This window comes from Spirochaetota bacterium, from assembly GCA_038043445.1.
Classification (GTDB): Bacteria; Spirochaetota; Brachyspiria; order Brachyspirales; family JACRPF01; genus JBBTBY01.
In genome coordinates, this window is record JBBTBY010000040.1 from 5965 (window position 1) to 19118 (window position 13154).

Sequence of the window (13154 nt, forward strand, 5' to 3'; positions counted from 1 at the left end):
GATGGATGAACACGCTCCGGATGTTCGTTTCAATGAACACGGACGGTATATTGAAAGCGAATGCACAGACCGCACGCGCCGTGTAATGGCCGATGCCCGGGAGCGTCTCGAGCGCTTCGACAGAGCGGGGGATCTCTCCGCTATGCGCGCGAACGACCTCCTTTGCAAGCCGATGAAGAAAAACGGCGCGGCGATTGTACCCGAGCCCCTGCCAGGCCGTGAGACATGTGGAGAGCGGCGCCTTGGCAAGCGAACGTATCGTCCCGAAGCGATGGATGAATTGCCCGTATTTCTCGATGACGCGGGGTATCTGCGTCTGCTGGAGCATTATCTCCGAGACGAGGATACGGTAGGGGTCGTGCGTGTGCCGCCAGGGGAGATCGCGCTTGTGTGCAAGGAAATATCGATAGACGGTTGTCCTGAACCGGCGTATCGCAGCGCTGTTACTGCGGCGTGCGGAGGAGTGCGACATAGGGTGTTGTTTCGATATCGCTTTCCGGTATGCCGAGGTCGGCGAGTATGGAATGGAGGAGCGCTATCTGTTCCTCCGCCGACGATGTGCCGTCGAGTATCTCGATCTCGACGAAATGGCCGAGCGGACTGACCTCGGACAGCTCGATACGGACACCGCGGTATGAGTACGCGCGCCCTTTCTTCTCCTTGATGACATAGTCCCGGTATCCGAGAACGCCCGTGATGAAGCGCACGATCTTGCGCGCATCGTTCTTCCGGACGGACATCTCCGTCTCTTCGTTTATCTCCACGCTGCGTTCCATATGACGTTTTTTCGAAGTGAACACATGCGAGCCGTTCGCATTGCGCAGGCGCAGGAGCGAATCCATCGATTCATCCGGCGGATGGAAGAAATAGCGGTCGCGTTTGAAGTATTTTTTCCTGAATACCGCGTGTGCTTTGAGGAACGCGCGTACCCGTTCGACGTCGCGTACGTGCGCCTTAAGCTCGATCTCGCATGCCGTTGTTGCGGTCATGCGCGTGAAAAGATCTCGCCGGGTGCGAAGAAGTATGTTATTTCGCGCGCAGCGCTTGCGGGAGAGTCCGACCCATGAACGGCATTATACCGGATGCTCGTGCCGAAACGCCGGCGTATCGTGTCCGGTCCCGCCTCGGCGAAATTCGTTTTCCCCATTATCGCACGGCTTTTCTGGACAGCATCCTCGCCCTCAAGGACAAGGACAATGCACGGACCGCTCGTCATGAATACGATGAGCGGGTCATAGAATTCCTTTCCCTTGTGTTCGGCATAGAAGCCTTCGGCCTTCGCAGTGTCGAGCCGTATCATCTTCGCTGCGGCTACCGACAGTCCGCCGCGCTCGAACTGCCCGATGACAGGACCGATGATATTCCTGCCGACGGCGTCGGGCTTGATGATGGAAAACGTTCTTTCGTGCGGCATAGTTTCTCCTGTTTCGAGGAGTATATCACCTGTGTTCTATCTTGTCAAAAACGCGCAACACGGAAATCCGGGAGAAGGGAGAAACCACTGAGGGCACAGAGGAAGATGAGAATATGAAGAAGGGCGAAATTACGAAGCCCTGGTGACGGAAAAGATGAATGTATCGAAATACGCCCGCTGAATATTCTTCGGTGTGCTCACGAGGACGCGGTTCAATTCCTGTATCTCGGCGAGAAGCCATGCGCTCCGCGAGAGCGTCATAGTCGCGGCGTATTTCCTGTCCTGTTCGAGCGCCCAGGGGTTCACCTTGGCCGCTTTCGCTATCTCCTGCGTCGATGCTTTCCCGTAGAGGACGATGTAGTGGAGGTTGAGGAATTTGTAAAAGACGAGCCCGGCGAGTTCGGGGAGCGAACGGTCGGTGCGGCGGAGGAGGGTGTATGCCTTCCGTGCATCCTTTGCGAGGAGCGCCTCGGCGAATTCGAAGCCGACGTCCATTTTCGTCGTATGCGTGAAGTCCTTGACGCCGCCGATGTCGATGAGCTCCTTGTCCGCATGGAAGTCGATTATCTTGACGAGTTCCTGCTCCATGTCGTGATACCCGAGGCGCATATTGTCGACCAGGTAATTGACGGCGTCCTTGCTTATCATTTTCCCGCGCGCGCGGCAGTACTGCACCGTCCACTCCCGTATATCGCGTTCGTCCGGTTCGGGGAAATCGATGAAGCGTATGTCGGCGAGACCTTCCTTGTGGAGAACGTCATCGGCGAGCTTCTTATCGGTATCGAGTATGAGGAGCGTTGCTGATGACGGGTGCGAGGCATATTCGATGACACCATCCGTGTTGCCCTGTTCATACCCGTGGATGACCACCAGGCGCATGGGGTGTCCCATAGGCGCGGTGTTGCAGACGTCGGCGATGGGCTCGGCGTCCTCGCCGTAGATGACGGTGTGATTGAAATCCCTGCCCGCATCTTCCGGGAATATACGTGTTTCGACCGCGTGGATGAACTTCTTCTTGAAGAGCGTTTCGCTGCCGGTGAGCACGATGATGCCGGAAAGCTTCATTCGCGGGAATTCGTTCATGAGCATGTTGTAATCACGCTCAGTGCGTATGATGTCGGGCTTCATCGCTCACTCGCATTGGTGTTCGATACCGTCGAGAGCCGATAGAGCATGCCCGCATCCCCCATGCGTACTGCCCGGGTGTCGCCGAAATCGTACTGTGTCCGCTGGAACCCATACCGGACATATTCGTTCAGGAGCAGCGTGATGTTCGATGAGAAGTCGGCATAGAGCTCTTCCCGGGTGCGCACCGGCGGAGTGAGGCGGTTGTAATACACGCAGTAGACGACGCGGTTCGTGATGAGGTTCTGCGCGGTCTTTCGGTGATAGAGCGAGAAATTGACGGCGAGGTACTCACGGACACGGTCCGCCTCCCGTGCCCGCGATTCCGATATCGTTTTGACGGAATGATAGGAAAGCATGCCGCTCACGATGAGATCGGCCGTGCGCGGTGCTGCGGCGAGCACAAGTCCGTTCGCTTCCGGGAGTATGCGCCGCATATCGTCGAGGAGCGTGTCCTCGAGGCGGCTTAACGGTGTTTCATTGGCGAACGTCGCTATGTAGACATTGGTGATATCGATGGGGATGAAACGGTTAACGCTCGTCGAGGGCGCCGTTTTCTCGTTGCGCGGGATGACGAGCGCTTTTGCGTTCTCGCCGGTCTTGCATGACATGAGCACGATAGAGAGCATGAGGAGTGCTGCGCGTTTCATGCGAGCGATACCATGAGAGAGCAGTCGAGCGAGGAGAGCTGCTCGCGTATCGGCAGACGCCCGCTCATATGCGGGAGGAGGAATACCGGTGTGGGCTTAATCTGATCGCTCAGGAATGAGCATGCGTGCGATTCGGAGCCGTCGTCATCGGTGCGGGTGCGGTTCAATACGACAAGGGCGATCTTTATCCCGTGATGACAGAGCGCTTCGCAGCTTAAGAGCGTACTGTTGATGGCGCCGAGCGATGCGTCGGCGACGAGCACGACGGGCATGGCGAGCTCCTTGAACAGATCGATGAAGAAATAGTTGCTCAGTATGGGGGTGTACAGTCCCCCGGCACCCTCGATGACGAGGGAATCATATGCCGTCGACAGGGATGCTGCCGTGCGCGCGACCTCGGTCGAAGTGACCGCGACGCCCATTGCTTGTGCGGCATGGAACGGTGAGAGGGGCGGGGTAAGTGCGTAGGTCACGTGGATGTCCGAGGCGGAGAGCGGTGAATGGCGCTTGATGAAGTCCACATCGGGTATGACGTGTCGTTTCCCGTCATGGTATACGCCGCTCTGGTACGGCTTGTAATATGCGGTCCGTTTGCCGGCCTGTGCAAAGAGAGAAACGAGTATGGCGGACACATGGGTCTTTCCGACATTCGTTCCGGTACCGGTGACGATCAATGAGCCCATGGTCGGATTATAAGTACCGGGCATATTTTGTCAACGGCAAGACGGGGCATGTATGTTCACAAAATCCGTGATTGATGTATAATCACCGTCAGCATGAAGAGAGAGATCGCGCAAAGACGCAAAGGATGAGAATATCGTGAAGACACACTTCTTCGCGGCTTCGCGGCTTCGCGTGAGCCTGGTCGGATGTTCATTGCGGTATATAGTGATAGGTGCCGCTGTTTCCGCATTACTTGCAGCACAGCCGGGCAGTGACTTTACGTTCGCTGTGCTCAAATACGGCGGCGGCGGCGACTGGTACGAAGGGACGGTCGGCGTCAGGAATCTCATGCAGCTGTTGTCGCGATCGGCGGCTATCGTCCCTGCGAACGATCCTGTCATCGCAGCGCCGCTCGATCCGGGGCTGTACATGCACCCCCTGGTGTTCATGAACGGACACGGGAATATCTCCTTTACCAAGGATGAGGTGCGCGCGCTCAGAAGATATATCGAGGCGGGCGGTTTCATCTTCGCCAACGACGACTACGGCATGGACGCATCGTTCCGCCGGGAGATGAAACGTATCATACCCGAATCGGATCTTGTTGAACTGCCGCGGAGCCACAGGATATATCACGTGCGCTATGATTTTCCCGCGGGGCTGCCGAAGATACACGTGCATGAGGGCGGCGCCCCGAAAGGATACGGCCTCTTTCTCCGCGGGAGGCTTGTCGTGTTCTACGCGTACGATGCCGATATCGCGGATGGATGGGCCGACCCCGAGGTGCACAAGGATGCAGAGGCGAAACGCCTTGAGGGGCTGCGTATGGGAGTGAATGTCATACTGTATGCACTTGAGAACTGAGGACGGGAATAACAATGGGAACTGAATTCTATGTGCGAAAACCGCGGCGCGATATGTTCGCCCTCATACGCCGGGCTGTCATCGGCGTATCGATGGGATTCCTCGCGGCAGGCGGCCTTTCCGAGTTCGTGATACAGCCGTCACGGGCGGTATCCGATACCATGCGGCCTGCACTGAAGAAAGGCGATATGGTTTTTACGCTCAAGTTGGCGTACGGCATACGCCTGCCGTTCATCCAGTCGCGCGAAACGGGGCTGACGATACCGTTCGGAAAGCCGAAAACAGGCGATGTGGTCCTCGTCAATGATCCGCAAAAACCTGTGCCGCATGCGCTCGTCCGGCTCCTGGCATTCCCGGTCTACGCGTTCACGTTCGGGAGAGTTGACCTTGCCCCGAAGCACGCTGTCATCAAGCGCGTGGTGGCGCTCCCGACGGACAAGGTATCGATACGGTTCAAGCGGGTGTATGTGAACGATGTTCTTCTAAAGGAGACATGGCCGACGCTTACCACCGATGCACGCATATTGCCCGCTTCGGTGAGCCAGCGGGATGAGATAGCCGCCTTCGTCGTCCCGTACGGGCACTATTATCTCCTTGGGGATAATCGCGATTACAGCTATGACAGCAGGGATTTCGGACCCCAGCCGCTTTCGGCAATAGAGGGGAAAGTGCTCGTGAAGTAGGGGTCGTTATTTCATGAACGAGAACATCGTCTTAAGCTTGTTGCCGATGCCGTCGCGTCTGGTATGGGCGTTCTCGAACGAATATGACGGTATCCTGTCAAGGGCGATATCGTAGGCGAAACGCGTATGTTCCCGTGAGAGCGTATTGTACGCTTCGAGCACGTCGCGGAATATATCGACGGCGTTGGGGTGTTTCGATACGTCGGGGTGATGCGTCAGCGCCAGCCGCTGGAACGCGGAGCGTATCTCGCTCTGGCTTGCCGTTGCCCGTACGTTCAATACCTGATAATGTGTCTTGGTTTTCATAATACTATTACCTGCACTGACATTATCGACAGAATGAGGCATACTTTTTAGCGCACCGAAGCGCTGTATATCCGATGCCTTTGGGAGCGGTCATTCACTCACCGAATTATCACGTAAGAAAAGAAAACCACTGAGGGCACTGAGAACACAAGAGAATGCAATAAAAAGACATGGAGGATAATGCGCGGCATGCTTCATCTTTCGGGTCAAAATGTTCAATTGCCCTTCTACTCTTTCTCGGCCTTTTCTCCGTGGTTCTCTTTATCCTTATGCGATGATTTTGGCCTGTACCGGCTTGCTTTTTATGCACCTCAGCGTAGAATGATACGGGTGACGGGCATGGACAATACGACAAAACAGAACACGATAATCGATATCGCGCGCGATACCGGGCTTTCCGTAGCGACCGTGTCACGGGCGTTGAATTCAAATCCCAACGTTACCGAGGCGACGAAGCGTCGTGTGCTCGCGAGCGCCCGAAAGCTCAATTACTCGCCCAATGAGAACGCAAAAACACTTGCCCGGGGCTTAAGCGATACGATAGGGCTCTTGCTCCCCGATAATTCAAAAGTGAACCATTTGTTCTTCAGTGCGATCAATGCCGAGATACTGCGTCGTAAGATGGATGTGCTGACGTTCAACGCGAACAACAGCGTCGTTCTCGAGGAAACGCTCATCAAGGAATTCATCAATCGGAGGGTCGGCGGCATCATCGTATTGCCGATACCGGGGGATTATTCCTTCATCGGCGAAGCGATGCGGCGGCCCGTGCCGCTCGTGGTCATCGGCCGTTTTGTGCCGGACTATCCGGTAAGCCATATCCTCCTCGATTTCAGGAAAGGCATATGCGAGGCGGTCGATCATCTCGTCGTAAGCAGGCAGAAGAAGCGCATCGTGCAGCTCGCATTGAAGGATGTGTATGAGGGCATCGAGCGTCGCAAGGCGTTCGAATTCGCGCTCAAGGCGAACGGCATCGAATTCGATCAGAAGCCGCTGTATCTGGTGGAGGACACCTGCGAGAGCGGCTATGAGGCCATGAAGCGCATCTGCGACAGCGGCATGCAGCTGGACGCGGTGATATGCAGCTCGGATTACACCGCCGCCGGGGCGATACGCGCGCTCATCGATCGGGGCAAGAAGGTGCCGGATGATATCGCCGTGGTCGGCTTCCATAATACCGATATCTCCGAATATTATACGCCGCGGATAAGCACCGTCGGGTTCGATATAAACGAATTCGCCCGTGCCGCCGTTGACAATATCATCGCGCACATGCGGGGCACGCCGGAGCCGAAGAACATCGGCATCAGCACCGCGTTCATCCAGAAGGAAACGACATAGATCGGAGCGTCCATGGTACCGATATTCATCGCAGCGACGGGGCAGAACGTCGGGAAGACGACGGCGAGCGTGGGGATCTTGAACTTCTTCAAGAAGCGGGGTTTCAGGACGGGTTTCATCAAGCCGGTCGGCCAGAAGTATATCACGGTTGACGATGTCATGGTCGACGACGATTCGGTGTTCATGCGCGACATTTTCGGGCTTACGGACGATCTCAAATCGATGAGCCCGGTCGCCATCCCGCGCGGGTTCACCACCGATTACATACAGAACCGCGAGAAGTATGCGCATCTCACCGACGATATCGAAAAGGCGTTCGCCCGAGTCTCGAAGGACAAGGATGTCGTCATCGTCGAGGGTACGGGGCATTCCGGCGTCGGATCGATATTCAATCTTTCAAATGCCACAGTCGCAAAAATGCTCAATGCCCGCCCCATAATCGTCTCCGAGGGCGGCATCGGCAGCGCTATCGATGAGATCGTGCTCAATGCGGCGCTGCTCGAGAATGAAGGGATGAAGACGCTCGGCGTCATCGTCAATAAAGTGCACGAAGACAAATACGATAAGATAAAAGAGATCGTGTCCGACGACCTTCGGCACAAGGGGTTCGCACCGCTCGGGTTCATCCCGTATCGGACGTTCCTGACCTATCCGCATCTGGCCAACATCAAGGAAAAGACGAAGGCGGAAGTGCTCTGCAACGGCGAGCATATGAACGATTATGTCGAGACCATCGTCATCGCCGCCATGGAGCCGCAGAACACGATAGCGTATCTCGCCAATCGATCGCTCGTGATAACCCCGGGCGACCGCAACGACAACATCCTCGTCGCCATGAGTTCGCATCTCATGGGCCAGGAAGATGACATGCATGTGGCGGGCATACTGCTTACGGGCGGTTTCATGCCGCATCAGAGCATCATTTCGCTCCTCAAGAAAACGAACATCCCGGTGCTCATCACCAAGTCGGATACGTATACGGTGGCTTCCCAGGTGTATTCCCTGACGGTGAAGACGCAGCCGAGCGACGGCGCGAAGATCGAGATCATCAAGGACGTGTTCGATAAGTACATCGATACCGAAGCGCTCATGAAGTCGATAGGACTGTAAGCGTCGCGTGCCCGCTGTATTGCCTTTTGCTGCAATCCTTCGTATACTGAGCCTATGGAAAGTGCATTCCTCGAGGTGCGGCGCAAGCTCCTCATACGAAAACATCTTGAAAGCCGGAACGATGAGATCAATGACGGTTTCATGTCCGGCATGAAGCGCTACTTCGAGTGGAGGGATATCATGACCTTTGAGAAATTCATCAAGGTGATGACGGGCATGAAGGCCCGTAACAATACGCGTGTCGTCCTCGAATTAACGAAGACCTATCCCGACGGTATGCCCGGCACGGTCGAGGGAGAGTACCTCGAGGCATCGGAGAACTACATCATACTGAAACATCCGCAGGCGATAACCGCATACTGCATGGACGATGTCGCCGCGGTGAAGCCGCCGGCGGAGTAGGCGCGGGAACACTCACCCCCTCAGGGCTCCCCCTCTCTCACGGGGAAGTGAGAGAGGGGGAGATCACAACTACTTCCAATGAATTTTCATGGTGTATATAGTCATGCATTTGCAGCAGGACTGAATGAACCATCCTTCTGCATGACGATTGCTGCCAGAGATTTGGTATACTTATCAGTGAGCGGGTAAGAGGGGGGGAGAGGAAAGAGAAGATCAAGGATGTATCATGATGGTAAGAGAGTCAAATGTACGAACACAGCGCTTGCAGGCAGATAAAGTAGTACAGAAAAATGTTGTGGGAGTAATTATTTGAACAAAATGTTAGCGGGATCAAAATTACTGTGCAGAACACGATACGATATATTTTCCTTCCGCGCCCCTTCCCCTCTCTCACTTCCCCGTGAGAGAGGGGAAGGGGCTGGGGGATGGGGTGAGTGAGCTCAAGGGAGACCGAATGTATACATGGAAAAAAGGCGTGGATAGATGTTATTCCTCCGCGCCATCGTGGATCCCCGTTGGAGTGAGTCAGCGTGCGCAACGGTGCAGACAGGCGGCTTTGCCGTAACGGTATGGCATAAGTGCACGAATGCCGCGGTGCGACGCGCCGCAGGCGTAACCTATTCCGGTTTTGCCTGCGTGACGATGCGGTAGACGATGGGGCGCGTGAAGCTCTCTCCCTTGTCCGTGAACACATTTATCTTGATGACGCGTTCTGTCTTCGTGTTGATATAGACGCGTACCTTGTACATCCGCTTGCCGCTCGTGCGGTCGACGCGCGCTTCGAGAAGTACGGCTGATCTGTCGCGTACGGTATCGTCGCGATAGACGGTGAGCGGTTCATACTCGAGCGATTTCGACAGGCTGTCCATTATCATGAAGTTCACGCGATCGGTGCTGAAATCCTGATAGTAGAGCGTAAGTCCCATGAGGCCGCTGTACGTGGTCTTCCCTTCGTAGGTGAACATCGGTACTTCATCGCCGATCATGTTCGGCGGGATGTTGACGAGATTGTCCTGGAACGAGCCGGTATAGTCGCCGTATTTCTTCGAGAACGTGCGCACCACGAGCTCCCGGCCTTTTTCCATTTTTGCGATACCGGCGATGTCCCTGTCGTAGCCGTACACGCAGTATTGCGGCACGCGGATGCGGAACACCGACCCGACGGTCTCCAGATTATCCACGCTCGAATCGATGAGGTAGTACATATCGTTGGACTTCGAGAGCCATTTTCCGTCGAGGTAGCGCCATTCCTCGCCGTTTATCTTGTTGTAGTTCGTCGCCCTGAGGGCGTAATTATCAGGATTGTCGACCGAAACTTCGTTCAAGAGCAGTACCGAGTTTATATATTCGTTCTTTCGTTTAATGAAGATATCGAAATTGGTCCCGTCGACCGCGCGGAAGAAGATGTCGGACGGATTGAGTATCAATTCGCTGAGGTTCGTCCTGACGACGATGATGTTCGTCATCACATAATCCTCACCTTTAATAAGGATCTCCTTCGTGCGCGATGTCGAAACCGCCGAGAGTGGAAGGTTCGACGGCAGGGTCGCTAACACATCGAGGGGCGGTTTGACGCTGTTCGTCTCGGGCTTTACGGTGACCGGCGGCATGCGCTCTACGGCGGTCGGCGGATTGGCGTTGAGGGCCGTCGAATAGGTGACGACGTTCGTGCGCAGGACATTGTTGGTGATGAAATTGGTTATGTACACGATATTTGTCCTGACCACCGATGCCGGTGCAGCCGTTGCGGTGGTCGCCGTTTGGACTATCTGTGTTCTTTTCGTGTTCGTGAGCGGTGTTTTTGCCGGTGCCGGGGAATCGAAGAACTGGAAAAAGTCGTCGTTGAACGAGCGCGGTGTTACCGGCGGTGTTTTCTTCGTCGAGCGGCGTGTATCATCGGTAATGACATTCTGCGCGGTAATGAACGCGCTGACGGTTATGGCTAGAATTATGACTTTCTTCATTGGTATTATTTTCGTCATCGGCAGCGTTATTATTTAGCCTTCATCGGCAAGAAGCTGTCTGAGATAGTCGTCTTTCCCGCCTTTCTTCGAGGAAAAGAGGCTTTCCACGTATTTTGCGAGCATATCGAGCTCGATATTGACCGTATCCCCGACGGAGAGTTCGGGCATGGTGGTGTTCTCACTGGTAAAGGGTATGAGGACAATGGTGAACGAGGAGCTCGTCCGCTCGTAGACGGTGAGCGAGATGCCGTTGACCGCGATGGCCCCCTTCCGTACCACATATCGTGCCCATTCCGCGGGGAGCGCGAAGGTGATATGCTTCGCATCGGGGCGCGATACTATGGTCAATACCGATGTTGTACCGTCCACATGACCGGTCACGAAGTGGCCGTCGAAGCGTCCATCCGCCCGCATGGCGCGTTCGAGGTTCACCGTTGAGCCCTGCGTAAGATGCTTGAGCGTGGTCAGGGACAGCGTCGCCTCGGTAGAGAAGAACGAGAAGGCGTCGTGCGATGTCTTCGATACGGTCTGGCATACGCCGCTGATACTGACACTGTCGCCGTCCTTAAGCGCGGATGCGATGGGCGCCTCTATGGTGAATGTTGCCCCGGCGCGCCGCTCTATCGAGCGCACATGGCCGACGCATTCGATGATGCCGGTGAACACGGTCAGAGCATTCTCTTGACCGCCGCCCGTTTGACCTGGCGATCGAGCCATGTTTCGAATTCTTTCTGCGCTTTGCTGTAATAGAGCGCGTTCTTTATCTTCGCTTTGACATCGCGGAAAGTGGGCGCTCCGCCGCGCTTTACCTCGAGGACCTTGACGAACCAGAAGCCGTTCCTGTCCTCCTGGATATCGCTCACCCAGCCGACGCCCTTCCCGTTCCTGACCTGCTCGAGCGTGAACATGGCCGCCGGCGATGCGACGGCATTATCCGATGAGAACGTCCCGAGCTCACCGCCCTTCATTTTTGTCGCGGTGTCGTCGGAGTATTTCCGTGCGAGCTGGTTCATATCCTTGCCGGCTGCCGCTGCCGCCCGTGCTTCGTTCGCGACCGCGTTCTTCTGCGATTTTTCGCGGAACTCCGCGTTCACGGGCACGGCTATCTGTATCCAGGCGAGACGCACCTCGGTGCGCGGGGCGAAGATGCCGTTCGTGGTCTCCTCCTTATGATCGCGGAAATATTCCTCCGCTTCCTCGTCGGAGGGTTCGCGCACGGTGAGCACCATGCTGAAGAGGTTCTGTACGAGGAGCTGCGAGCGCATCTGCTCGCGGTAATCGCGCATGGTCGTGCCGGTCTGCATCTTGAGCATCTGCTCGAAGATATCTTTCGTCTGTATGCGGTTCTGCTTCATGATGTCGTTGACGCGCGCATCGATCTCGCTTTCGCTCACGGAGACACTGTGCTTTTTTGCCTGCTGGCGGAGGACGGTGTCGCGTATCATCTCGTCAAGAACGGCGTTGTCGTTCGCGCTTCTCCCGGACGACTGCATCTGCATGCGGATGAAATCGCGGCGGCTCTTGAACTCCGCAAGCGTTATCGCATCGTCATTGACGACGGCGAGCACGCGGTCGATGACCTCGGCTGATGCCATGGCGCATACGGCAATGGCGATGGCTGCGATACGGGTGATGCTCATAACGATATCTCCTCGATGGTCGTGTCGGTGCCGAGAATGCGGCGTGCTATATCGACGAAATTCTCTGACAGGTCGGTGACATAGTAGCGATGGCTTGCGCTTTTCCCCGGGCGATCATTTGCGCGAAGCGATCGCGCAGAGAGGAGCGCGTCGACGTCCTCGGCAACGGCGGTCGCGCTGTCCACGAGCGTGAGCGACGGATAGATGCGGGCGATCTCGCTTTTAATGAGCGGGTAATGTGTGCAGCCGAGAATGAGCGCGTCGATGGACGACGCCATGGTGTCAAGATATTCCTGTATCACAAGGCGGGCGGCGGGATGGTTCTGGAAATTCTCCTCGATGATGGGGACAAAGAGGGGGCATGGCTTCTGCACCACGGTCACCGCATTGCTGCGGGTAAGCGCGGTCTCGTAGGCACCGCTCATGACCGTACGATAGGTGCCGATGACGCCGATGCGCTTCACCCCGAGGGAGAGCGCCTTGCGGACGCCGGCATCGATGACGCCGATGATGGGTACGGAAAAACGCTCGACGAGCGCAGGTAACGCTGCCGCTGATGCGGTGTTACATGCTACTACTATTATCTTGACGCCTTTATCGAGCAGGAATTTGACGTTCTGGAAGGAAAATTCGATGATGCTCTTCTTCGATTTGTTGCCGTACGGCACGCGGGCGGTATCGCCGATATAGACGATGTCCTCGGCGGGAAGCGCCGCCTGTATGGCCTCTGCGACAGTAAGGCCGCCTACACCTGAATCGAACACTCCGATGGCCGACAATGGTATCTCCTGACAGGATACTAAACCGGATGGCTTGTAATAGGTAAAACATTTTATTCGAGCCTGCAGAAAATACAATGGGTGGGCGGTACGATAATCCATCTTCCCTGAACGATAATCCTCGATTCCGGCGCGGCCGGGGAGTATCATCTATCCGGTCCTTGACGATAGAGCGTCTTTCCCATACTATGGCCGGGAGATATCCAATGAAGC

16 protein-coding genes are annotated in these 13154 nt (G+C 55.8%); 5 read left to right on the forward strand and 11 right to left on the reverse strand.

Annotated elements, in window-relative coordinates; genetic code table 11:
• From AABZ39_06100 to bioD, 6 genes are all read right to left on the reverse strand, one after another.
• The coding region (locus tag AABZ39_06100) for an A/G-specific adenine glycosylase (GenBank protein ID MEK6794327.1) at positions 1-472 on the reverse strand (472 nt) is incomplete at its 3' end.
• On the reverse strand, positions 444-989 hold the full coding sequence (gene cyaB, locus AABZ39_06105; protein ID MEK6794328.1) for a class IV adenylate cyclase: 546 nt from the start codon (positions 987-989) through the stop codon (positions 444-446). The genes AABZ39_06100 and cyaB, both read right to left, overlap by 29 nt.
• Positions 986-1414 carry a nucleoside-diphosphate kinase gene (gene ndk / locus AABZ39_06110; GenBank protein ID MEK6794329.1) on the reverse strand — a complete coding sequence of 143 codons (429 nt, stop codon included), beginning with the start codon at positions 1412-1414 and terminating at the stop codon, positions 986-988. The genes cyaB and ndk overlap by 4 nt, the downstream gene beginning before the upstream one ends.
• Before the next feature lie 129 nt (positions 1415-1543).
• Positions 1544-2542: a hypothetical protein gene (locus AABZ39_06115; GenBank protein MEK6794330.1), complete on the reverse strand. Its 999-nt coding sequence runs from the start codon at positions 2540-2542 to the stop codon at positions 1544-1546.
• The gene (locus AABZ39_06120) at positions 2539-3189 is read right to left on the reverse strand and encodes a hypothetical protein (GenBank protein MEK6794331.1); all 651 of its coding nucleotides are present in this window, start codon (positions 3187-3189) and stop codon (positions 2539-2541) included. The genes AABZ39_06115 and AABZ39_06120 overlap by 4 nt, the downstream gene beginning before the upstream one ends.
• Positions 3186-3872, reverse strand: a complete 687-nt coding sequence (gene bioD, locus AABZ39_06125) for a dethiobiotin synthase (protein MEK6794332.1) — start codon at positions 3870-3872, stop codon at positions 3186-3188. The genes AABZ39_06120 and bioD overlap by 4 nt, the downstream gene beginning before the upstream one ends.
• A gap of 136 nt (positions 3873-4008) precedes the next feature.
• Between bioD and AABZ39_06130 the strand changes: the two genes are divergently transcribed.
• Together AABZ39_06130 and lepB are read left to right on the forward strand one after the other, a co-directional pair.
• Positions 4009-4716 carry a DUF4159 domain-containing protein gene (locus AABZ39_06130; GenBank protein MEK6794333.1) on the forward strand — a complete coding sequence of 236 codons (708 nt, stop codon included), beginning with the start codon at positions 4009-4011 and terminating at the stop codon, positions 4714-4716.
• A 14-nt stretch (positions 4717-4730) separates the two neighbouring features.
• Entirely contained in the window at positions 4731-5399 is a 669-nt protein-coding gene (gene lepB, locus AABZ39_06135) for a signal peptidase I (GenBank protein MEK6794334.1), read from the forward strand.
• Positions 5400-5405: 6 nt separating this feature from the next.
• On the opposite strand, the gene AABZ39_06140 is transcribed toward lepB, so the two are convergent.
• Positions 5406-5705: a J domain-containing protein gene (locus AABZ39_06140; GenBank protein MEK6794335.1), complete on the reverse strand. Its 300-nt coding sequence runs from the start codon at positions 5703-5705 to the stop codon at positions 5406-5408.
• A gap of 339 nt (positions 5706-6044) precedes the next feature.
• Here AABZ39_06140 and AABZ39_06145 point away from each other — a divergent pair, with 339 nt between their 5' ends.
• The 3 genes from AABZ39_06145 to AABZ39_06155 are packed head-to-tail and all read left to right on the forward strand — an operon-like array spanning position 6045 to position 8558.
• A complete protein-coding gene (locus AABZ39_06145) occupies positions 6045-7046 on the forward strand; it encodes a LacI family DNA-binding transcriptional regulator (protein MEK6794336.1) in 1002 nt (333 codons plus the stop codon).
• 12 nt (positions 7047-7058) lie between these two features.
• Positions 7059-8156: an AAA family ATPase gene (locus tag AABZ39_06150; GenBank protein MEK6794337.1), complete on the forward strand. Its 1098-nt coding sequence runs from the start codon at positions 7059-7061 to the stop codon at positions 8154-8156.
• A gap of 54 nt (positions 8157-8210) precedes the next feature.
• Positions 8211-8558, forward strand: a complete 348-nt coding sequence (locus tag AABZ39_06155; GenBank protein ID MEK6794338.1) for a hypothetical protein — start codon at positions 8211-8213, stop codon at positions 8556-8558.
• A gap of 617 nt (positions 8559-9175) precedes the next feature.
• On the opposite strand, the gene AABZ39_06160 is transcribed toward AABZ39_06155, so the two are convergent.
• The 4 genes from AABZ39_06160 to murI are packed head-to-tail and all read right to left on the reverse strand — an operon-like array spanning position 9176 to position 13091.
• Positions 9176-10522, reverse strand: coding sequence for a hypothetical protein (locus tag AABZ39_06160; GenBank protein MEK6794339.1), 1347 nt, complete (start codon positions 10520-10522; stop codon positions 9176-9178).
• Positions 10523-10555: 33 nt separating this feature from the next.
• The gene (locus tag AABZ39_06165) at positions 10556-11239 is read right to left on the reverse strand and encodes a riboflavin synthase (GenBank protein ID MEK6794340.1); all 684 of its coding nucleotides are present in this window, start codon (positions 11237-11239) and stop codon (positions 10556-10558) included.
• Entirely contained in the window at positions 11191-12162 is a 972-nt protein-coding gene (locus AABZ39_06170) for a SurA N-terminal domain-containing protein (protein ID MEK6794341.1), read from the reverse strand. Before AABZ39_06170 ends, AABZ39_06165 begins: the two co-directional genes overlap by 49 nt.
• Complete coding sequence (gene murI, locus AABZ39_06175; GenBank protein MEK6794342.1) at positions 12159-13091, reverse strand: glutamate racemase; 933 nt, start codon at positions 13089-13091, stop codon at positions 12159-12161. Before murI ends, AABZ39_06170 begins: the two co-directional genes overlap by 4 nt.
• Positions 13092-13154: the final 63 nt, after the last annotated feature.